This window comes from Leisingera sp. McT4-56 (assembly GCF_020514995.1).
Classification (GTDB): Bacteria; Pseudomonadota; Alphaproteobacteria; order Rhodobacterales; family Rhodobacteraceae; genus Leisingera; species Leisingera aquaemixtae_A.
The window spans coordinates 37,915-60,642 of sequence record NZ_JAJALF010000026.1; the positions used below are offsets into that span (position 1 = coordinate 37,915).

Consider the following 22,728-nt stretch of genomic DNA (forward strand, 5'->3'; position numbering starts at 1 on the left):
CTGCAATGCAGAAGATCCAAAATATTTCAGTGGTTTGCCCTGACAGGTGCGGTGCTTCCTGGGCGCTCGGTCCGGCGGGTAAAACGCGGGTGTTTCAGCAGATGTAACGAAGCGTAAAATTCCTTAAACGGTGATTGTAACGTTTTGCGACAATCTGTCCAAAGGCCTCGACCGGCGTCGGCCTCAAGCAAATTGTCCCGCGAAGAACTTATCGAAAAATAATATTCAAAATCAGTCGGGTAGTGAAATTTTCCGCGCCACTTCGGGCGTCTGCCGAATTCTGGAACCGACCTTGCCTGAAGAGAACCACAAGACGCCAGCGCCCGGACAGGACGCTCAAAGAACGAAGGACAGGGAGAGAGACCAGCCGCCGCCGCGATGCAGCGGGCGTGTCAAACTTCTCAACCTTTGCCGAGAACCGGTGCCTCAAGGGGCGCCAAACCGAAACGGCAAAAGCCGCCAACCGGGCGCCGGGCGACTGGCGCCAGAGCTTTAAGGAGGCTCATGGCATGACTTTGACGCTCAATAAGATCACGTCCCAACGTGGTATCTCGGTAGGGGAGGCCACCAAGAAGATCTCCGATCTCGGATGGAATCCGTCCTACGTCCAGGAAGCCGCCACCTTCCCGACTGACTACAAGATCACCAAGGCCCCGCGCGACCCGATGAAACAGGTCCTACGCTCCTACTTTCCGATGGAGGAGGAAAAGGACAACCGTGTTTACGGCGCGCTCGACGCGGCGCTGCGCGGCGACATGTTCCGCAATGTAGAGCCGCGCTGGATCGAGTGGATGAAGCTGTTCCTGGCAATCATTCCCTTTCCCGAAATCTCGGCCGCCCGCGCGATGGCAATGGTCGCACGGATCTCTCCCGGCGAGGATCTGCGCACCGGCTTCACCATGCAGATGGTCGATGAATTCCGCCACTCCACGATCCAGATGAACCTGAAAAAGTGGTACATGGAGAACTACATTGACCCGGCGGGCTTCGATATTACCGAGGAAGCATTCGGCAAGTGCTATGCCACCACCATCGGCCGCCAGTTCGGCGAAGGGTTCATCACCGGCGACACCATGACTGCCGCCTGCATGTACCTGACCGTGGTCGCGGAAACCGCTTTCACCAACACGCTCTTCGTGGCTATGCCGTCCGAGGCAGCGCGGAATGGTGACTATGCGCTGCCCACCGTGTTCCTGTCGGTGCAGTCGGATGAAAGCCGTCACATCGGCAACGGCCACTCGCTTTTGATGGCCGCGCTGAAGGAGCCGGAGAACCATCTTCTGCTGGAACGCGACCTGCGCTACGCCTTCTGGCAGAACCACGCCATCGTTGACGCCGCCATCGGCACGTTCATCGAATACGGCACCACCAACCGCGACAAGGAAAAGGAATCCTATGCGGAGATGTGGCACCGGTGGATCTTCGAAGACTACTACCGGACCTACATGCTGCCGCTCGAAAAATATGGCGTGAAGGTTCACCACGACGACGTCCAGGAAGCCTGGAAGAGGATCACCGAAAAGAACTACGTCCACAAGGTCGCCCAGTTCTTTGCCGTCGGCTGGCCCGTCAACTTCTGGCGCATCGAAGCCCAGACCGAGAAGGACTTCGAGTGGTTCGAGCACAAGTACCCGGGCTGGTACGCCGAGTTCGGCGAGTTCTGGAAGTGGTACGCAAAACTGTCAAAGCCGGGCGAGAAGGTCGTCACCTTCAATGAGGAAACCGGCTACGTCTATCCGCATCGCTGCTGGTCCTGCCTCGTGCCCTGCCTGATCCGCGAAGACATGGTGGTCGATGAGATCGACGGGCAGCTGCACACCTTCGCCCACGAGCTGGATCGCTGGACCGCGGTCGAGGCCTTCTCGGACGAATACCAGGGCCGGCCGACCCCGGCGATGGGCAAGTTCTCGGGCAAGCGTGAATGGGAAACCGTCTATGACGGCTGGGACCTGGCTGATGCAATCAAGGATCTCAATTTTGTCCGCGAAGACGGTGAAACCCTGGTGCCACAGCCGCACCTGCGGTTCGACAACAAGGACATGTGGAAGCTGGAGCATGTCCGCGGCCACACCCTGGCTTCGCCGCTGAAAGCGCTGCGCGCCATGTCGCCCAGCGATCGTGAGGCGCACATCGCCGAATATCGTGCAGGCTTCACTATCAATCCCTGCAACTGATCACGACCATTGCTTGGGCCGCGAGAGCGGCCCCGGTACCCCCCGCAAGCACGGGAGAGGGAGGAGACAACAATGACGGACATCTACAACGTGCGCCTTGAGCCGGTCGGCGTGGAGTTCGAGGTTGAGGACGGTGAATACATCCTCGACGCCGCCTTTCGCCAGGGCATCGCGCTGCCGCATGGCTGCAAAGAGGGCCAATGCTCGGCTTGCAAATGCGTCCAGCTCGACGGCGAGACCGAGATGGAGAATTATTCGACCTTCGCGTTAAACGACATGGAAAAGGACGGCGGTCATATTCTGATGTGCCGCTCTCTAGCGCTCAGCGACCTCGAAATTGAGCTGCTGAATTACGACGAAGAGGTTCTGTCCAAGAGCATCCCGGTCAAGCAGTACACCGGCCGGATCACCGATTTCCAGAAGCTCACCCATGATATTCGCGGAGTCCAGATCGAACTGGATGCGCCTTTGAAATTCTGGGCGGGTCAATATGTCGACATCACGGTCAAAACCGAAGAAGGGGAGGAGATTACACGCTCGTTCTCCATGGCAAATCCGCCGAGCGAAACCCAAAAACTCGGCTTCATCATCAAGAAATACCCCGACGGACGGTTCAGCAACGAACTCGACGACGGTGGCATCAAGGCCGGATCAGAAGTCAGCATCGAAGGCCCCTACGGCATGTGCTTCCGACGTGAAGAGCGGCAAGGACCCGTGATCCTCGTCGGTGCCGGCTCGGGCATGTCGCCGGTCTGGTCAATCCTGAATGACCAGGTGGCCAGCGGCGAAAATCGTCCGATCTACTTCTACTATGGCGCCCGCACGCAGGACGACCTGTTCAAGCTCGACGAGATAAGCGCCATCACCGATGCCCATCCCAATGTCGAATTCATCCCCGTCCTCAGCCATGAGGAGGAGGGCAACGGATGGGCCGGTGCGCGCGGCTTCGTGCATGAATACGTGGATACGCACCTGCGCGAACTGGGGATCGACGGCGAGGGCGATGTCTATGCCTGCGGCCCGCCGCCGATGATCGACGCTCTGACGCCGGTGCTCTTCATGCACGACTTCGAAACCGACCGCATCTTCTACGACAAGTTCACGCCCACGTCCGGTTCTTCGGGCCACTGACGGCTCGAACGCTCGTGAAGTGAACAAAACCTAAGGGAGGCAATCATGCCAGCAACATCAAGCTCAGTCGGATCCGGTGCCGCCGGTGCCGCGGAATTCGTCGGTTCCAAGAGCCGCAAGTACAATTACTTCGAACCGCGCGGTAAGCGGGCGACCCACTACGAGGATGTCACCGTCGACGTCCAGCCCGATCCCGAACGCTACCTGATCCAGAACTGGATCATCGAATTCGAGGGGGGCAAGGGCGGCGGTGCCTACCGGAAGGACAACACAGCGGCGCTGTCGTCGAACTGGCACGCTTTCCGTGCGCCCGACCAGGAATGGGAGCGGACCCACTACCAGCGCCAGTCCAAGATCGAGACCATGGTGCAGAACGTGATCTCGAACGCCCGGAAGGCCGGCGCGCACAAGGTATTCGACAAGAACTGGCAGACCATCCTCCAGAAACACCTGGGCGCGTGGAAACACGCCGAATTTGGCCTCGGCACTTCGCTCATGCAGGCGCAGCGCTACGGCTATACCCAGATGATTAACAACGCCACGCTGACCAATTCCTCCTACAAGATGCGCCTGACCCAGGACATCACGCTCTACCTGGCCGAGATTGGCATGGACATCGAAGGCTGGGATGACACCCTGGGCAAGAAAGTGTGGCTGGAAGACCCGATCTGGCAACCCTGCCGCGAGGCGATCGAAACGATTATGGGCTCGGAAGACTACCTCGAGCAGTATTTCGCCATCAACATCGTCTTTGAGCCGATGGTGGGCGAGCTGATCCGCTCGGGCTTCTTCATGCAGGCGGCCGCGGCCAACAACGACTTCATCACCCCGCCCGTGATTTCCGCAGCCGAAGCTGACTATGAGCGCAACCTCGCTAACACCGTCGACCTGATCTACCTACTGGCGCACGACGAAGAGCATGGCGAACACAACCGCGCGCTCTTCAAGGCCTGGCTCTCCAAGCACGGTGGCCTGGCTGAAAAGGCCGCCGCCGCGCTTCAGCCGATCTGGTCGCAGCCGCATTCCAAGCCGGTCTCCTTCGAGGATGTCAAAACCGTCTCGCAAGAGCGCCTTGGCAGGATTATCGCCGAGCTGGGCCTGTCGTAACTATCTGAAAAGGAAACGGAATCATGTCTAGCACAGCGCGCAATGCATCCAACCAGAACATCTTCAAATCGATGAAGGACATCGACCTGAGCACACGCGAGGTTTCGCACCAATGCGGCGTCACCATGAACGATAGCGTCGAGGCCCGCGCCATCGCCGAGTTCATGGAGGAAAACGACCCCAAGGTCACGATCACTTACAACCCGGCGACCATCCGGATCGATGGCGAGGGCAAGCTGATCTTCAGGATGAGCGAGATCACTGAGTACCTGGGCCGCGAGATGACCGCCGAGACCTTCGAAGTCAACACCTCGACCCACTACGGGCGAATGGTCCGGGTCGACGACGATACTGTGATCCTGTTCGGCGACATGAACGAGGTCATGGAATACATCTGATCGACCTCTGAAGGCTCCGGTGCCGCCGCACCCGCAAGGCCCTGGAGCCCCCAACATCTCAGCCAACGCAAGGGAGGACACCATGTTCAAAACACCGGACGGAAAAGAGATCTTCGTGATCGACGGGCATACCCATTTCTGGGACGGCAGCCCCGAGAACCAGGCGAATATCCACGGCAAGCAGTTCATCGACTGCTTCTATGCCTATCACACCAACCTGAGCCCCGAGGACCAGCTCTGGGAGAAGGCCAGGTTCGAGAAGTATTCCGAGGACGACGTATATCGCGACCTGTTCATCGACGGACCCGACGACATGGCAATCATCCAGTCGACCTATCTGAACGACTTCTACAAGAACGGGTTTTCTTCGATCGAACGCTCGTCGTCGATGGCCAAACGCCACCCGGAGCGCTTCATCGTCAACGGCAGCTTCGATCCCCGCGATGGCGAAAAGGCGCTGGAATACATCCACTACATGAAGGAAAACTTCGATATCAAAGGCGTGAAGATGTACACGGCTGAGTGGAACGGCAACAGCAAGGGCTGGGCGCTGGACGATCCGGCAGCCTATAAGTGCTTCGAGTTGTGCGAGAAGCTGGGTATCAAGAACATCCACGTCCACAAGGGGCCGACGATTATCCCTCTGTCGAAGGATGCTTTCGACGTCCATGACGTCGACCACGCAGCCACCGATTTCCAGGGCCTCAACTGGATCATCGAACATTGCGGCCTGCCGCGGCTCGATGATTTCTGCTGGATCGCGACCCAGGAAACCAACGTCTATGGCGGCCTGGCGGTGGCTATGCCCTTCATTCACTCGCGCCCGCGCTACTTCGGCGAGGTGATTGCGGAACTGCTGTGGTGGGTCGGCGAAGACAAGCTGTTGTTCGGCTCGGATTACGCGATCTGGACACCGCAGTGGCTGGTCGAGAAGTTCTGGAACTACCAGATCCCCGAGGACATTTCGGCCGAGCGTGGCGGCGTGCAGCTGACCGACGACGTGAAAGAGAAGATTCTCGGGCTGAACGCGGCCAAGCTCTACAACATCGACGTGGCCGCCAAGAAGGCCGAACTGGCCGGTTCCCCTGTCCAGATCGCGGCGGAGTAGGGCGATGCTGGTGGCCAATCTCAAAGCAGAGCTGGAAACCGATGTCTGGGAATGTCTCGACGCAGTGACAGACCCGGAGCTTGATGAGCCCATCACCGACATGGGCTTCGTCGAGCGGATCGAGGTCACGGACGCGAGGAAGGTGCGGGTAGAGTTTCGGCTCCCTACCTATTGGTGCTCGCCAAACTTCGCCTTCCTTATGGCCTTCGGTATCCGGAAGGAGGTGACGTCGATCCCTTGGGTTGTCGAGGCCGAGGTGCAGCTGAACGATCATTGCTTCGGTGAAAAGGTCAACGAAGGCGTCAATAGTGGCCGTGCATACCACCATATCTTCGCAGAGTACTGCGACGGTGCGCGACTCGACGAGGTGGTCGATACCTTCCTCGCCAAGGCCTTCGACCGGCGTCAGGAAACCGTGCTGCTTGGATTGCAGGCGCTGGGGCATGACGCAGAAGATATCGTCTCAATGTCCCTTGGCCAGCTTCGGCGTGTGGTTTTCAGCGGCGAAGAGGAGCTGCGGCAATTGCCGCGTTACCTGGATCTGCTGGTGGCTCAGGGTCTGGCGTCCGAGCCGCATGACCTCGCCTTTCCCTCATGGGACGGAGACGAGATCGCTCCGCATGAGCTCAGGGCACATCTCGCCAAGCTGCGCGGCACGCGGATCAATATGGAGTTCAACGGGGCGCTGTGCCGGGGGCTCGCCAGGACGCGCTACAAGGAGGTCGAAATCGGGCCCGATGGTCCGACGCTGATCGACTTCATCGAAGGCCGCGTGCCGTCTCGGGAAGAACTTGCCGCGCGAGGATAACTCGCCGAAAAATCAAATGAAATTAGGAAGTCGCCCAGGTTTTGCCTGGGCCGATGGAGGAAGATATGGCTAAACTCTTGGTACACGGTAAGACCGCCCGCAATTGTCTCGCCCGCGGAGTAGCGCGGCTTGCGGCAGCGGTAGAACCGACGCTCGGGCCCAAGGGGCTGAATGCAATGGTGGACCGACCGGTGGGCACCCCGCTGGTGACCCGCGACGGGGTCAGCATTGCCTCGGAGATCGAACTCAACGACCGGTTCGAAAACATGGGCGCCCAGGTGGTGCGCGAGGTTTCGATGCAAACCAATGACGTGGCGGGCGACGGCACCACAACCGCCATTGTGCTGGCCAACGCACTGATCCAGCGGGGTGTGGATCTGACCGATAATGGTGTCAAGCCGGTGGATCTTTGCAAGGGGATCGATCTGGCGGTAGCGCGGGTGGTCGACGCCATTGATGCCTCCTCTCTCGATTGCGACGACCACCCGGAGTACCTTAAGGCGGTGGCGCGCGTGTCTTCGACTGATCCAAAGCTGGGCGAGCTGGTGGCCGAAGCATATCGCCGGGTAGGACGCGATGGCGTCATCTCGGCCGATTTCGGTGTCACCATTGAAACCACGATGGACGTGGTCGAAGGCATGTCGTTCGAGCGTGGCTACATCTCGCACCACATGGTTACCGACCGTGAGCACATGGAAGCGGTGCTGCGCAATCCGCTGATCTTGCTGACCGACCAGAAGATCCTGAAGCCCCAAACGCTGGACACCGCCATCTCGATTGCTGATGCCGAGAACCGCCCGCTTCTGATCGTCGCGGAAGAGATCGCGCCGGAGGTGGTGGTCAAGCTGCTGGAGAACGGCGGCGCGGGGAAATACCTGATCGTGCATCCGCCTGAGTACGGCCATTGGCGCAGTGCCATGATGGACGACCTTGCGATCCTGACTGGCGGCGAGGTTCTGGCCCGCGATCTGGGCAAGAAGATCGAAAACGTCACGCTGGCCCAGCTGGGCGGCGCGGAAATGGTCCGGTCACACGCCTCGGGCACCTCGGTCCTGCGCGGCGAGGGCGATCCTGAGGCGATAACCGCCCGCCGCAACCAGGTCCAGCGCCAGCATGACGTGGCCCCGCCGAACATCGAGAAGGACAAGCTGCGCGAGCGGCTCTCGAAGCTGACCGGCGGCAGCGCGATCATCTATGCCGGCGGCTTCACCCCGGTTGAGCAGAAGCGCACGATCCAGCTGATTGAGGATGCGCTCTGTGCGGTCCAGGCGGCAGCCGAAGATGGCGTGGTCGCAGGCGGCGGTACGGCGCTGGCGCAGATCTCCGACTGCCTCGACACGCTCGACGCGCTCGGCGACGTGGCCAAGGGCATCCAGCTGGTGCGTTCGATCCTGACCGAACCGGTCCGCCGCATTGCCCGCAATGCCGGGGCCGACGTGGCCGCCGTGGCGCAGGCCGTGTCCGAGGGGCTGTCGGGCCACGGCTACAACGCCGCCACCGGCACCTACGGCAACATGTTCGAGGCCGGCATTGTCGATCCCGCCCGTGTGCCCGCCAGCGCGCTCGTCAACGCGGCCTCGGTCGCGACGCTGATCCTGACCACGGAAACCCTGGTTGGCGATCTCGATGAAGGCGAGGCGGATCCAACCGAAGGCCCCACCCGCGGTGGCGGCGCCGAGCTTCTGGGCCGCGCCTGAGCGCGGTTTCACACCCGAGGGGCCGGACTTTCCGGCCTCTCCAGAGCAAAGGACATAGACCATGAAAGCTGCGAGACTCTACGAATACGACCCCGACATGAACGTCGAGTTGAAGATCGAGGACGTCGCCGCGCCCACGATCACAGCCCCGGACGAGGTGATCGTCAAGGTCGGCGCCGCGGGCCTCTGCCGCACCGATCTTCACATCATCGAAGGCGTCTGGAAGGACATCATGGACACTGAGGGCAACCTCCTGCCTTACGTGATGGGCCATGAAAACGCTGGTTGGGTCGAGGACGTGGGCAGCAATGTCACCTCGGTCAAACCGGGAGATGCAGTGATCTGCCACCCGTTCAATGCCTGCGGTATCTGTCTGGAATGCCGCTATGGCCATGACATGTACTGCGACCACGGCAAGTTCCCCGGTCTCGGATTGGATGGCGGCTTTGCTGAGTATTTCAAGACCAACGAACGCTCGGTCATCAAACTGAACACCGGCATCACGCCGCTGAGCGTCGCGCCGATGGCCGATGCCGGGATCACCGCCTACCGCGCCGCCAAGAAGGCCGCGAAACTGCTCAATCCCGGTGGTTACGTCCTGCTTCTGGGCATTGGCGGGCTGGGTCATATCGCGCTCCAGGTGCTCAAACACACCTGCGGCGCACGAGTCATCGCGGTGGACCGGGAACCGGCCGCGCAGGTGCTGGCCAAGGAGCTGGGGGCCGACATTGTGCTCGACGGCGGGCCGAACCTGATCGACGAGGTCAAGGACCTGACCGGCGGCGGGGTGCATGTGGCAATTGATTTTGTCGGTGAGCACGGCACCGAGAACATCTGCTGGAAGCTGCTGCGCCAGGGCGGTGAGCTGATCATGGTGGGCTATGGCGGCACGGTCGAAGTGCCGACGCTGGAGCTGGTTGCCAACGAGATCAAGATCGGTGGCAGCCTCGTGGGCGACTTCGTCGAATTGGTGGAGCTGATGGAGATGAACGCCGATGGCAAAGTCACGATGCACCAGACCGAATACAAACTGGCCAACATCAACCAGGCGATTTCTGACTTCAAGGATCGCAAGTTCACCGGACGCGGGGTGATCGTACCCTGATCTGCAGCCCGGCTCCCCGAGGCGCGCCGCCCGCGCGCTTTCCCTCGCGGGCCTGCACCCTTCCCGTCTGCCCGCGGGGCCCCTTACCACCTGCAATGCCGAGGACATCATGGCCAAAGCCATCCATTCCATGATCCGCGTGCTGGACGAAAAGCGCTCGGTCGATTTTTACCGCAGGGCCTTTGGGCTGACCGTTGCGGAGCGTCTCGACTTCGAAAGCTTCACGCTGGTCTACCTGTCCAATGACGAGGCTGCCTTCGAGCTCGAGCTGACGATCAACAAGGGCCAGACCGATCCCTACGTCCTGGGCAACGGCTATGGCCACCTGGCGGTCTGCGTGCCCGATGTAGCGGCGGAACACGCAAGGTTCGAAGTCGAGGGGCTGAAGCCCCGCAAGCTCGTCGATTTCAAACACGAGGGCGCTACGCTCGCCCATTTCTTCTTCGTTCAGGATCCCGATGGCTACGAGATCGAGGTCATGCAACGGGCCGGACGCTACCGGTAATCCAAATAAGACAGGGAGGACCCAATGTCACTTAGCAAGCAAGGCATGACCCGCCGCCAGTTGCTGTCGCAGAGCGCGCTCTGCGGTGCCGGCTTTGTTATCGGCACCGGTTTCGTCGCAGGCAAGGCCAGCGCCTCCAATTGGGCGCTCGAGGTTGAACATCTCGAACCCGAAACTATGGCGACGCTTATTCAGATGGCGCGCGATATCTATCCGCACGACCAGCTTGGGGATCAGTTCTATGCAATCGCGGTTAAGGGCTATGACAACGCAGAGGCGGCCGAAGGAGTTGAGGCCGGTGTCGCAGCGCTAAATGATGCGGCCAAGGGCGTGGGCTATGCCCGTTACATCGACATCGGCTGGGAACGTGACCGCGCCGATCTGTTGCGCGGTTTTGAAAACACCGCCTTTTTCCAGCAGGTCCGAGGCGGTCTTGTGACTGGTCTCTATAACCAGAAAGCGGTTTGGCCAATCTTCGGATACGAGGGCGAGAGCTTCTCTGAAGGTGGCTACATCGACCGCGGTTTCGACGACATCCACTGGCTCTGAGGGGGCTTGAGTCATGAGCGCACCATTTGACTCGACAGACGACAGCGTTGTTGTCGTGATCGGAACCGGCGCCGGTGGCGGCGTCCTGGCCAACGAATTGGCCCAGAAAGGCGTTTCAGTCGTCGCGTTGGAGGCCGGCGGGCGCTACCTGCCCGAGGACTATATCAACGACGAGTGGGACAGCTTCGGCCAGCTTTCCTGGGTTGACCCGCGCACCATCAGCGGTGATTGGCGTGTGTCGAAAGACTTCTCGGGCCTGCCGGCCTGGATCGTCAAGGCGGTCGGCGGTACGACTATTCACTGGGCCGGGGCGTCGCTGCGTTTCCAGGACCACGAATGGAAAGCGCGCAGCACCTATGGCGATGTTGAAGGGGCCAACTTGCTCGATTGGCCGATCGATCCGCGCGAGATGGACAACTACTACACCCGCGCTGAGAACAAGCTGGGTGTGACGCGCACGGGCGGCCGTGCCGGGCTGCCGGGCAACAACAACTTCAAGGTCTATGAGAAAGGCGCACGGGCGCTGGGGTATAAAGCGGTCCACACGGGCCGGATGGCGATCAACTCGGCCGATTACGACGAGCGCCCGGCGTGCCAGCAGACCGGGTTCTGTTTCCAGGGCTGCAAATGGGGGGCCAAGTGGTCTGCGGCCTATACCGACATTCCGCGCGGTGAAGCGACCGGCAACCTTGAGGTGCGTGAGCGCTGCCATGTTCTGAGGATCGAGCATAACAAGGCCGGAAAGGTGACCGGCGTGATCTATGCCGATGCGGATGGCAACCAGCAGAAACAGAAGGCGCGGGTCGTCTGTGTTGCAGGGAACTCCATTGAAAGCCCCCGGCTTTTGCTCAATTCCGCCTCGCCGATGTTCCCCGACGGGCTGGCCAACAGTTCCGGCCAGGTTGGGCGCAACTACATGCGGCATGTGACCGGCTCGGTTTATGCGGTCTTTGATCAGCCGGTGCGTATGTGGCGCGGCACGACAATGGCCGGGATCATCCAGGATGAGGCGATAAACGACCCATCCCGGGGCTTCGTCGGTGGCTACGAGCTGGAGACGCTGGCACTGGGCTTGCCGTTCATGGCGGCCTTTCTCGACCCCGGCGCCTGGGGGCGGGAGCTCACCACCGCGCTCGACCATTACGAGAACATGGCGGGCATGTGGATCGTGGGTGAGGACATGCCGCAGGAAACAAACCGCATCACGCTCAACACTGACGTGACCGACCAGCACGGATTGCCGGTGGCCAACGTGCATTTCGATGATCACCCCAACGACATCGCGATGCGCGACCATGCCTACAGCCAAGGCGAGGCTGTCTACGAGGCGGTCGGCGCGACCCGCGTCTTCCCGACGCCGCCTTATCCGTCAACCCACAATCTCGGAACCAACCGGATGTCGTCCAACCCCCGTGACGGGGTGGTCAATGCCTATGGCCAGAGTCACGACGTGGGCAATCTGTTTATCTCAGACGGCAGCCAATTTACGACCGGCGCGGCGGAAAACCCGACCCTGACCATTGTGGCACTTGCGATCCGGCAAGCCGAGTACATCGCGGCGGAGCTTGGCCGTCAGAACCTCTGACACCGTACCGAAACACCTAAAACAAACCCGAATTTCCAAACCAGGGAGACGAAGATGGACGGAAATGACTTGAGGAAGGCGGGCGGATGTCCCGTCATGCACGGCGCAACAAACAAGGCGGGGCGCAGCAACCGCGACTGGTGGCCGAACCAGCTGAACCTTTCGGTGCTGCACCAGCATCAGCCGGTGTCCAACCCGATGCCGAAAGGCTTCGATTATGCAACAGCCTTCAAATCGCTCGACCTGGATGCTGTCAAAGCCGACCTGACCGCGCTGATGACTGATAGTAAGGACTGGTGGCCCGCCGATTACGGCCACTACGGGCCGTTCTTTATTCGCATGGCCTGGCATAGCGCGGGCACTTACCGCACCGCCGATGGGCGCGGCGGGGCCTCGACCGGGACCCAGCGGTTCGCGCCGCTGAACTCTTGGCCTGACAATGGCAACCTTGACAAGGCCCGCCGGCTGCTATGGCCGGTTAAGGAGAAATACGGCAACGCCTTGTCTTGGGCCGATTTGATGATCCTGGCAGGAAATGTTGCCATCGAGAGCATGGGCGGCAAGACCTTCGGCTTTGCAGGCGGGCGTGAAGACGTCTGGGCGCCGGAGGAAGACATTTACTGGGGTGCCGAAGCTGAATGGCTGGCCACCTCAGAAAACCCCAACAGCCGCTATTCCGGCGAGCGCGAACTGGAAAATCCGCTTGCCGCTGTGCAGATGGGGCTGATCTACGTGAACCCAGAGGGACCGGACGGAAACCCCGATCCCATCGCCTCGGGCCGCGACATCCGCGAAACCTTTGGCCGGATGGCAATGAATGATGAGGAAACCGTGGCCCTGGTTGCAGGTGGACACACCTTCGGCAAGGCACATGGGGCAGGGGACCCGGCCCTGGTCGGCGCGGAACCCGAGGCCTGCCCGCTGCACGACATGGGCTTTGGCTGGAAGAATGCGCACAAGTCCGGCAAGGGCGTGGATACGACGACTTCGGGCATCGAAGGCCCCTGGACACCGAACCCAACAAAGTGGGACACGGGCTATTTCGACGTGCTCTTCGGTTACGACTGGGAACTGACGAAAAGCCCGGCCGGCGCGCAAATTTGGCACGCCAAGGAGCTTTCGGACGGGGATCACGCGCCCGAAGTCGATGCTTCGGTCGCCAAGGTGCCGCTGATGATGACCACCGCCGACATGGCTATGCGGATGGACCCGATCTATGGCCCGATATCCAAGCGGTTCCACGAAAACCCCGGGGAATTCGCCGAGGCCTTCGCCCGCGCCTGGTTTAAGCTGACCCACCGCGACATGGGCCCCAAAGCCTGCTACCTGGGGAAGGAGGTGCCCGACGAGGAACTGATCTGGCAGGATCCGGTCCCGGCCGTGGATCATCCGCTGATTGACGACAAGGATACCGCGTCGCTGAAGGCGGAAATCCTGGAATCCGGCCTATCGGTCGCCGATCTGGTCTGGGTGGCCTGGGCCTCGGCTTCCAGTTTCCGAGGATCGGACAAGCGCGGCGGTGCCAATGGGGCGCGCATCCGCCTCGCCCCGCAGAAGGACTGGGAGGCCAACGAGCCGGACCGCTTAGCACACCTTCTCGATGTGCTGACCGGTATCACCAGCGCTTTCAACGGCGGCGCGTCCGGCGGCAAAAAAGTGTCTCTGGCAGACGTTATCGTTCTCGCGGGCAATGCGGCCGTCGAAGAAGCGGCAAAAGCCGCAGGCCACGACGTCAACCTGCCGTTCGCCCCGGGTCGCACCGATGCGAGAGCCGCCCAGACCGATGCCGAGTCCTTTGATCCGTTGGAACCCATTGCAGACGGTTTCCGCAACTACGAAAAAGCCGCCTATTCGGTTCCGGCCGAGGCGCTTCTGGTGGACAAGGCCCAGCTTCTCGGGCTCAGCGCTCCCGAGATGACGGCCCTGGTCGGCGGTTTGCGCAGCATCGGCGCAACCCATCAAGGCACAGATACGGGTGTTCTTACAAAGACGCCCGGGACGCTTAGCACGGACTTCTTCGTCAACATTCTGGACATGGAGACCGAATGGGTACCGGTCAACGGTGCTGAGCGTGTCTTTGACGGCCTCGACCGCGTCAGCGGTGCCAAGAAATGGACCGCGTCGCGCGTAGATCTCGTATTCGGCTCGAATTCGCAACTTCGGGCGCTGGCGGAAGTGTATGCCAGCCGTGGCAATGAAGGTCTCTTCGTCGCCGATTTCGTTGCGGCTTGGAGCAAGGTCATGAACGCTGACCGGTTCGAGCTGAACTGAAGCCTGACACGGTGGATCAGAGGAAAACCGGATTCGGTTTGTTAGCGAGTATGTCGGGGGCCAAACTCGGGTCCCCGACAGGTTGTGCCGACCAAGATACATGCTCGGAACACAACCAAAAACCGCAAGTAAAAAGGGCTGTAGCGGCCATGCTAGACCGTAAATTTTTGGCAATAGGCCGCGCAATCTGCTAACATTTTTGCATGGGAGGAAAAGTAGTGGTGGACATTTTTTCGAAGCGCGGCGGTCCGCGTCTCGAAGACGTGAAGGCAAAGCGTCTTCTGTCGGAAAATGCTGGCACGATACGCAAACTTGCGGATCAGATCAGCAATGGCGGGTTCAGCCGGATGCAGGCCGATCAGGCTCGCCGGAAGCAAGAGCCGAAGCCCGACGGACTGATCATCCACGACATGAAGGCGCGGGTCACATCCGACGTTCCCGAGCCTTATGTCAAGGTCAGCCTCAACAACCGGGTGGTGCTGGTCGACAAGTCTACAGGCCGCCAGATGCAGATGCTGGGCGAGATCCGCGGCAACTTCATGTCGAAGAAATTTGTGCTGGCGACGAAAGAGAATGGTTTCTTCTCGCCGCTGCAGGACGACATCGCCGCTGCGCTGGCGCATTTGGACGGGGTGGAGATGACCGACACCTTGAATGATCGCGCCCTTGCCGAGGCGATTGAAGCCTTGCTTGTACCGCAGGACGACTGATCCCTGCCCGCGCGCAGTTTTTTCGTTATCGACCGGGAGGAATGCCTGCAGAGCCGGTGTCATAGGCCTGCAACGACACAAGAGAAAAGCGAGAGGGCGCATCAATTGCCTGATAACTCCAGCTATTCGGAAGACGATACCCGCAAGGCCTGGGAGAAATTTGTCTCTTCCGAGACAGACGCCGACGGGATGCCGGCGAAGGTGCGGGACGAGATCCTCGACTCCTGGCGGCGCAGCCGGGAGCTGGGGGTCGATGCCGGCAGCCAAGCTTCGCGCAAGGTGATCGACGAAAGCCAGTTGTTTCTCCGCCGTGAACGCAATACCGCGCTCCGCCAAGCGGCCTCGGCGGCCTTCAAGCGGCTGGAGCCGCATCTTAAAGAGGCCCGCACCATCCTGATCCTGGCGGATAGCCAGGGGGTGATCATCGACGCCATCGGTGACGAACACGTGCTGGACGAGGGCCAGGAAATCCACCTGGAACTTGGCGGCGACTGGAGCGAGCGCACCATCGGCACCAATGGCATCGGCACGGCGCTTAAAACCGGCAAACCCTCTTACGTGCATGCCTCCGAGCATTTTGCCGAAGGCGTACAGGCCTGGACCTGCGCCGGTGCGCCGATCTTCGATCCCCTCACCCAGAACGTGATCGGCGTTGTGGACCTGTCTGGCCCGCCGCAGATTTTCCGCCAGCACAATGTGGCGTTGGTCCTGGCGGCGGCGCGCGAGATCGAGATCGCGCTGGCGGAACAGAAACAGGTCGAACGTACGCAACTGCTGGAAGCCTTCCTGATGTCGGATTACAGCCGAGCGCATGATAGCGTGGTGCTGGTCGATCAGTCAGGCCGCGTGCTGTTCCGCCGCGGGCTGGACGACGACCCGCTGCGCCGGACCAAGGAATTGTCTTTCGGTCACAAGCTGCTGCCGAAACTCGAAGGCCTGTCGGATCAGGACATTCCCAAGCTCTTGCCGCTCAACGTCGAGGCGGAAGGCATCGAACGGCTCAAGTTGGAAGGCGTCTTTCGCGGCGCCGCCCTGTTTCTCAAGGACAAGGGCAAGATGCGTCAGACGGGCGCAACCTGCACCATCAAGCCGCGGGTCAACGTGGCGGAGGGCGAGATCGAGATTATTGGATCGTCGCCGAAGATGGTCGATGCCATCGGCCTGGCCGAACGCGCCGCCCTGGCCAATGTCCCGGTGCTGATCCACGGGGAAACCGGGGTCGGCAAGGAATTGTTCGCGCGCCTGATCCACAGCCGCATGCCGGACAACAAGGCTCCCTACGTGCCGGTCAACTGTGCGGCCATTTCCGGCGACCTGATCGGCGCAGAACTGTTCGGCTATTCGGAGGGTGCCTTTACCGGCGCTGTCCGGGGCGGACGCACCGGGAAGTTCGAACAGGCCAACAACGGTGTGCTCTGCCTCGACGAGATCGGCGACATGCCGATCGAATTGCAGCCCTATCTGCTCAGGGCGCTGGAACAGCGGGCAATCTACCGGATGGGTGATAACAAGCGGCGCCCGGTCGATGTCCGGCTGGTGACAATGACCAACCGCGACCTGCGCCAGGAGATCGAGAAGGGCAATTTCCGCCGCGACCTGTTCTACCGGATCGGGGTGATGACCATCGAGGTGCCCCCCTTGCGCGAACGCGGCAATGACATCGTCGCGTTGCTCGACCATTTCTCGCAGAAGTATGCCGAAGAAACCAGGCGCATGCCGATGACCTTTGCCAACCGGGCGATGGAATTGATGCTGCAGTACCAGTGGCCCGGCAACGTCCGGGAGCTACGAAATGTCGCTCAGCGCTTCTATCTCATCAAATCGGACAGTTTCGTGACTGAGCGGGATTTGCCGCCGGAGATTCAGGACGATTTCGACGATGGCGCCGAGGATTCACTGGAGCATATCCTCGGTGGCCATTCCGGCGACCTGGAAAGCATCGAGGCCAGCGCCATCCGCCGGGCGATCAGCGCGGAAAACGGCAACCTGACGAAAGTGGCCCAGGTACTGGGGATCTCGCGGCCAACGCTTTACCGCAAGATCAAGCGGTATCACATCCGCAAGGTCTGAGACCGCGGGTTACAGGGTCCATTGGGCCGCCGCGCCGATGTTTGAGCCGAAGCGGTCGAAGGCCGTGATCAACGGCAAGTGTGAGCCGAGGCTGTGTGGAAATCTGACGCTGGGATCGGCTCGGCGGCAGTTTTGTATGGTTGGCCTGTGCTGACATTCAGAGTTTAATTTTATCAGCCGGATCGGCTTGGGATTGCGGCTATCTGGCCGCGGATGCCGATTAGTGCTGCCAACGGCTTGATATCACAGGCGAGGACGCTCAGCGTCATCTGCGCAGATCGGCGAAAACACCAACCGGGCTTCTGTCGCGGGAGGATGAAAGTTCGGTGGTAGGTTACCACTTTTGTGTGCTCGAACGGATGGTTCGGTGATCAGAGTGCCAAGCATGAATTATGCTTTCCCAATGGGGGAAGCGCAGGAAAACGCCATAGCTGAAAAGATGGGAACGTTTCACTGAGTGGCCAAAGAAAAGTGTCGGCCACCTTACCCGGGGCACTGCGCCCGTTCATTGGCATACAGGGGTCCGTTGTGCTGCGCCGACGATCAGTGTCCGCTATTGAGAAGCTGTGCTGCGGCACCGTCACTCATAAAGTACGGCAGCTTAGGGCAGTTCTCATTGGCTGACTTGTAGGGAGGCAGGCCTAATCGCCACGGTGCCAAACCGGGCTTTGCTAAGCTGTTAAACTGCCTCGTCTTGAAGCTCTGTCCCTAGGAAACCGCTGTTGCCGCATGCATCCAGAATATGGCGCCGTACCGCGGCAACCGGTGGCGCGGCCAAGCGTTCGGGGCGGCAAAGCAATGTCATCGGAACCGGAGCGGCGGACCAGTCCGGGATCAGGCGCACAAGACGGCCGGCCTGGACATCCTCCTGTGCCAGCAAGGACGGGAGCAGGGCCGCGCCTTGCCCCGCCAGCACGGCTGCATAGGCAAGCTCCATCGTATTGACGCGCAGGCTGATCGGCGGCTCGATACTCTCTTGCTGCCCTCCGTGGTTCTGAAACGCCCATTTGCCAGGTTCCTGCATGCGCAGGACAAAGGGCAGCCGGGCCAAGTCGGCAGGCCGGGAAAAGGGGGGTGTCTGCTTCGCAAGCGCCGGGCTGGCATAAGGCGCGCGCTGCGCGGATGGCAAGGCCGCTGAAACAAACCGCCCCTTGTCTGCGGGACCGGTCCTGAAAGCCAGGTCTATGTCCTCGGCTGCAAAATCCGACTTTGAGTCATCGGCATGCAGCTCCAGTTCGATATCCGGGTAGCGCGATTGGAGTCCGGCCAGAAGCGGGACAAAAATGGTGCCAAGCAGGCTGTTGGGCCCTGACACCGACACCCGGCCGGCGATCTTCCCGCCTCGGAGAAAGCCAAGCTGCGCCTCGGCCTCCAGCGCGGCATCGACCGGCTCGGCGCAGACTTCGAAGATCCGGCGCCCGGCCGCGGTCGGGGCCACTGCCCGTCCTGACCGGTCCAGCAGCACAAGCCCCAGTTCAGCTTCAAACAGCGCCAGCTTCTGGCTGATCGCCGACTTCGTGGTGTTCAGCTCCGCTGCTGCCGCACTCATCGACCCGGCGCGCACGGTGGCCACCAGCGCCTTGGCGCAGGAATAGAATCTATCGTTCATGAATCTGAACAGTAGTTAACAAACGGATCATTTTCCAGAACGAATGAGATCCCTAAATTCTATCTCAGCGAACAGGCCAGGAGATGAGAAATGCAGACAGAGATGGTCTATCACCCCGCCGCGACCCGTGAGTTCAAGGACTTCGGCTTCATGCAGGCGCATCTGTCGTTCAAGCCGCACCTTGCAGAAGGGCGCCGGCGGTTCGGCCCGCTGATCACAATTGACGACGGCACGCTTGCACCGGGCGCCCAAGGCTTTGGCCTGCATCCGCACCGGGATGTCGAAGTCGTCACCTTCATGGTGAGCGGAGAGGTGTCGCATATCGATCCGGTGGTGCCCGTTCACAACGGTACTGTGAAGGCGAAAGGCATTCAGGTGATCACCGCCGGCACAGGCATCCTCCACAACGAGGTGAACAATTCGCGGACGAAGCCGATGCGTGCGCTGCAAATCTGGTTCGAGCCGCGGGCCAGAGGCCTGGCGCCGGCTTATTCCAGCAAGGAGCTGGAAACCGCGGACCACAGCAACCGGTTCCAGCTGGTGCTGTCGCCAGACGGCGCCGATGGCGCTCTTGTTGTGCAACAGGAGGTGCGTCTCAATTACGGCAGCTTCGACCGCCGCAGCGTGCTGAAATTCAGCCCGTCCAGCCCTAATCGCAGCCTCTACATCTTTGTGATCGAAGGCGAGGCAACTGCTGCCGGTGTTTCCCTTGTCAAAGGGGATGGGCTGGGACTGCTCCGTGCCGGGGACGTGGCGGTTGAGGCTGCAGCCGGCGCTGAGCTCCTGATCTTCGAACTGCCCGCATCCGAAATCTCTTAACCAGGAAAGGACATCAACATGACCTCCAAAAAAGTGACCCCCGAAAACGCAGCCATTGTTCTGATCGACCATCAGGTTGGCACCATGAACTGGGCAAAGTCCGTTGACCGCGATCTGATCGAAGCCAACACCCGCGCTCTGGCGCGGACGGCAGCGGAGCTTGGTATGCCGCTGGTGCTGACTTCCAGCATGGAAGACAACATGCAGGGGCCGCTGATTCCGGCGCTGGAGGAGATTGCTCCGGATGCCTTTGCCGCGCGGATCAAGCGCCCTGGCGTTGTGAACTGCTGGGATGACAGCGCCTTTGCCGATGCCTGCCGCAACACCGGGCGCAGGCATTTCATCATGGCAGGCATCACCACCGACGTGTGTCTTGCCCCGCCTGCGATTAGCGCAGCAGCAGAAGGCTTTGCCGTGACCGCAGTGGTTGATGCCTCCGGTTCTCCCACTGTGCTGACGGATGAGATGGCGTTCCGCAAAATGGAGCGAGGCGGTGTCGAGCTCACCACAACCAGCGCGCTGCTTGCAGAACTTGCGGTCAATTGGGCCAGCGAGGCCGGACAGAAAATCATGCAGATCCTCGGCGAGGAAATCCTGAGCCGCGGATAGGCTCTCTGACCTATTGAAAGTAATGCCGGAGCGGCCGCCTCACCCATGGGGCGGCCATTGAACTTCGCAGGTGTTGCCAACTTCGAGAAAAAACTCCCGATCCGGCAAAAAAAGGAGCTTGAAAACGGCCGCTAGGGGCCGGCTGCGCAGGGGGGAAGGCGAGTCGATGGGATTGCTCGCAGTGACACCGCACAGCCTATTCGAGCCCATTGAAGCTTATTAATGCCTGACTGCAGAAATAGAACTTCTGGCCAGCTCAGGGGCCACCAGCATTACAAATACGAAAAGCATCAATTATTTCGGATGACAGAAGATCAGCATCCTCTTCCCTCATATCGTATCCGATAACAGAGGCTCGAATGATCTTCCGGCCCGCCCATTCGCCATGGGTGGGGTACACCTTTCCATTGTCCTGAATGCGCTTCAGGACCCGCATGGTCAGATCGTCGCCATCCGGCCCCTCGCCGCAGCAAATAGCGACCTGGTTGCTGTGGATCTGGTTCAGAACCTTCAGGCCGGGCTCGTTCGAAACCGTTCGGGCAATGCGCACTGCCAGGCAGCAATGCCGTGCTACCAGTTCGCTGACACCTGTTCGGCCGAGGTGCTGAAGTATCGCATAGCTGGGGACCCCCCTTGCACGCCGGGATAGCTCCGGCGTTGAATCACTCGGTTCCCAGTGCTCTGTTGTTTCCGGGAGATAGGCGCCACGGGCAGACATCGACGCAACGAGCGGCGCTCGGTTGCGCACGATGACCATGCCTGCATCAAATGGAGCATTAAGCCACTTGTGCAGGTCAATCGCCCAACTGTCCGCTTCAGCAACCCCCTCCAACCGGTTTGCCAGTTCGGGTACAGCAGCGAGCCAGAGCCCAAAGGCGCCATCCACATGAACCCAGCCGTTCCGCTCGCGCACCATTGGTATGAGTTCGGTAAACGGGTCAAAGGCGCCGGTGTTTATTTGACCTGCCTGCAGGATAACAAGCGGCGGGCTGCTGCAGCTGTCCAGGGCAGCCCGGAACGCATCCGGCTTAATCCTCCCCTCGCCGTCCGCGGCAACGATGTTTGTCCGGCCCGCGCCGAAACCAGCATAACGCAGGGCAGCGAATGGGGCGGAATGCGCATCCTGCCCAATCAAAACGGGGATCTCGGGTGCAGAAAACAGCCCGTCAGCTTCAACATCCCACCCCTGGGCAGCCAGCAGCGAATTGCGTGCGGCCATGACGCCAACCATGTTTGCCACTGTGCCACCCGTGACAAGACCGGCTCCGCTTTTGGATGGCAGTGACAGCAACTCAATAACCCAGTTGCAAACAGCGCGCTCCATTCCGGTTATTGCAGGCGTTTCAATAGATGAACCCGCGTTCTGACCCCAGGCTGATACCAGAATGTCGGCAGCTACACCGACGGGATGCGATGCGCCGAGGACATAGCCGAAGAAGGTCGGCCCCGCCATTTTGTGCAGACCACCTTCAGAAAGTTGCACGATGTCCCCGATTACCTCACTTTCCGGCACCCCCGTTTCAGGAAGAGGGCCCAAAAAGCGGCTGGCAGCTTCACCAAGTCCCAAGATAGGCCGGGCAGGCCCATTTGGCAGTTCCTCGCGATAGGTTTTGGCCGCCTTGAAGGCTGCCTCTAAAGCTTGCGCCTGCCCTTCACTCAAACCTCGCCGCACTCGTCCCATCTCAAATACCCGCTACCAGAATACTATCCGTGGGAAGGTAGCATGGATTGCTCCGGAATGCCTTTGGTTACATGTGGCCAAAGAGCGTTTCGTACCGGCCGAGGCATTGGCTGGTTAGAAATCCTGTATCTGATTGCGAACGGCCGCATTGGGGAGGCTGCACTGCGGCGGCGGGAACCCTAGGGTCAGGACTCGTTCTCATTTCATAGCCAGAACATGATGGTTGCGGCGAGAGCGATGGCAGATAGAAAGACCTTTGGACACCTGTCGTACGGGATTGCTACCCGACGCCAATCCTTAAGCCTGCCGCACATGGTTTCGATGCGGTTGCGCCGTTTGTATCGGCGCTTGCCGTATCTGATAGCTCTCTTTCTTTGCTTTCGGCCAGGGATGCAGGCGCGTATCCCTTTGTCTTTCAGAGCTTCTCTGAACCAATCTGCGTCGTAGCCACGATCCCCCAGCCGCCAATCAACGTCTGGCAAGCTGCGCACCAATTCCCGTGCGCCGATGTAATCGCTGACCTGACCGGCAGTCACAAATAGATCGAGCGGTCGACCCTGGCTGTCGCAGACCGCGTGCGGGTTGGTGTTCATCCCACCTTTGGTTCGACCTATCAGGCGTCCGCGCCCCCGTTTTTGACGCCCATACTGGCCGCTGTCCGGCGGGCCTTGAGGTAGGTAGCGTCGATCATCACGGTCTTCTCTTCGCCGTGTTCCGCCGCCAAGCCTGCCATGATCCGCGCAAAGACCCCTTTATCGCTCCACCGCTTCCAGCGATTGTACAGGGTCTTGT

18 protein-coding genes and 1 pseudogene are annotated in these 22,728 nt (G+C 60.4%); 16 read left to right on the top strand and 3 right to left on the bottom strand.

The features are described 5' to 3' along the window. The first annotated feature begins 509 nt into the window (after positions 1-509). The 14 genes from LHL23_RS20665 to LHL23_RS20730 all read left to right on the top strand — a co-directional run bounded on the left by LHL23_RS20665 (position 510) and on the right by LHL23_RS20730 (position 17,218). The gene (locus tag LHL23_RS20665) at positions 510-2,174 is read left to right on the top strand and encodes a methane monooxygenase (RefSeq protein ID WP_222482001.1); all 1,665 of its coding nucleotides are present in this window, start codon (positions 510-512) and stop codon (positions 2,172-2,174) included. Between the two features lie 72 nt (positions 2,175-2,246). Further along, entirely contained in the window at positions 2,247-3,305 is a 1,059-nt protein-coding gene (locus LHL23_RS20670) for an NADH:ubiquinone reductase (Na(+)-transporting) subunit F (protein ID WP_226431377.1), read from the top strand. 45 nt (positions 3,306-3,350) lie between these two features. Beyond that, positions 3,351-4,412 carry an aromatic/alkene monooxygenase hydroxylase subunit beta gene (locus tag LHL23_RS20675; protein ID WP_226431378.1) on the top strand — a complete coding sequence of 354 codons (1,062 nt, stop codon included), beginning with the start codon at positions 3,351-3,353 and terminating at the stop codon, positions 4,410-4,412. Between the two features lie 23 nt (positions 4,413-4,435). Then, positions 4,436-4,810: an MmoB/DmpM family protein gene (locus LHL23_RS20680; RefSeq protein WP_222481998.1), complete on the top strand. Its 375-nt coding sequence runs from the start codon at positions 4,436-4,438 to the stop codon at positions 4,808-4,810. Between the two features lie 82 nt (positions 4,811-4,892). After that, complete coding sequence (locus tag LHL23_RS20685) at positions 4,893-5,918, top strand: amidohydrolase family protein (RefSeq protein ID WP_226431379.1); 1,026 nt, start codon at positions 4,893-4,895, stop codon at positions 5,916-5,918. Between the two features lie 4 nt (positions 5,919-5,922). Next, complete coding sequence (locus LHL23_RS20690) at positions 5,923-6,726, top strand: metal-sulfur cluster assembly factor (RefSeq protein ID WP_226431380.1); 804 nt, start codon at positions 5,923-5,925, stop codon at positions 6,724-6,726. 65 nt (positions 6,727-6,791) lie between these two features. Continuing rightward, positions 6,792-8,423 carry a molecular chaperone GroEL gene (locus tag LHL23_RS20695; RefSeq protein ID WP_226431381.1) on the top strand — a complete coding sequence of 544 codons (1,632 nt, stop codon included), beginning with the start codon at positions 6,792-6,794 and terminating at the stop codon, positions 8,421-8,423. Positions 8,424-8,484: 61 nt separating this feature from the next. Beyond that, positions 8,485-9,528 carry an NAD(P)-dependent alcohol dehydrogenase gene (locus LHL23_RS20700; RefSeq protein ID WP_222481994.1) on the top strand — a complete coding sequence of 348 codons (1,044 nt, stop codon included), beginning with the start codon at positions 8,485-8,487 and terminating at the stop codon, positions 9,526-9,528. Positions 9,529-9,637: 109 nt separating this feature from the next. Then, the gene (locus tag LHL23_RS20705) at positions 9,638-10,033 is read left to right on the top strand and encodes a VOC family protein (protein WP_226431382.1); all 396 of its coding nucleotides are present in this window, start codon (positions 9,638-9,640) and stop codon (positions 10,031-10,033) included. A gap of 24 nt (positions 10,034-10,057) precedes the next feature. Continuing rightward, positions 10,058-10,582 (top strand): Twin-arginine translocation pathway signal, encoded by a 525-nt coding sequence (locus tag LHL23_RS20710; RefSeq protein WP_226431383.1) that lies wholly within the window; start codon positions 10,058-10,060, stop codon positions 10,580-10,582. 13 nt (positions 10,583-10,595) lie between these two features. Then, entirely contained in the window at positions 10,596-12,167 is a 1,572-nt protein-coding gene (locus tag LHL23_RS20715) for a GMC family oxidoreductase (RefSeq protein WP_226431384.1), read from the top strand. 54 nt (positions 12,168-12,221) lie between these two features. Beyond that, positions 12,222-14,438, top strand: coding sequence for a catalase/peroxidase HPI (gene katG, locus LHL23_RS20720; protein WP_226431385.1), 2,217 nt, complete (start codon positions 12,222-12,224; stop codon positions 14,436-14,438). A 203-nt stretch (positions 14,439-14,641) separates the two neighbouring features. Then, positions 14,642-15,148: a hypothetical protein gene (locus tag LHL23_RS20725; RefSeq protein WP_226431386.1), complete on the top strand. Its 507-nt coding sequence runs from the start codon at positions 14,642-14,644 to the stop codon at positions 15,146-15,148. Between the two features lie 105 nt (positions 15,149-15,253). Beyond that, entirely contained in the window at positions 15,254-17,218 is a 1,965-nt protein-coding gene (locus LHL23_RS20730) for a sigma-54-dependent Fis family transcriptional regulator (protein ID WP_226431387.1), read from the top strand. 679 nt (positions 17,219-17,897) lie between these two features. Here the strand turns inward: LHL23_RS20730 and LHL23_RS20735 are convergent. Next, the gene (locus tag LHL23_RS20735) at positions 17,898-18,827 is read right to left on the bottom strand and encodes a LysR family transcriptional regulator (protein ID WP_226431388.1); all 930 of its coding nucleotides are present in this window, start codon (positions 18,825-18,827) and stop codon (positions 17,898-17,900) included. 90 nt (positions 18,828-18,917) lie between these two features. Between LHL23_RS20735 and LHL23_RS20740 the strand changes: the two genes are divergently transcribed. Further along, a complete protein-coding gene (locus LHL23_RS20740; RefSeq protein ID WP_226431389.1) occupies positions 18,918-19,646 on the top strand; it encodes a pirin family protein in 729 nt (242 codons plus the stop codon). An 18-nt stretch (positions 19,647-19,664) separates the two neighbouring features. Continuing rightward, a complete protein-coding gene (locus LHL23_RS20745; protein WP_226431390.1) occupies positions 19,665-20,255 on the top strand; it encodes an isochorismatase family protein in 591 nt (196 codons plus the stop codon). Between the two features lie 256 nt (positions 20,256-20,511). Here the strand turns inward: LHL23_RS20745 and LHL23_RS20750 are convergent, their stop codons facing one another. Then, positions 20,512-21,915: a pyridoxal phosphate-dependent decarboxylase family protein gene (locus LHL23_RS20750; protein WP_226431391.1), complete on the bottom strand. Its 1,404-nt coding sequence runs from the start codon at positions 21,913-21,915 to the stop codon at positions 20,512-20,514. Between the two features lie 224 nt (positions 21,916-22,139). Next, positions 22,140-22,728, bottom strand: a pseudogene (locus LHL23_RS20755) (IS5 family transposase); the annotation flags it as partial.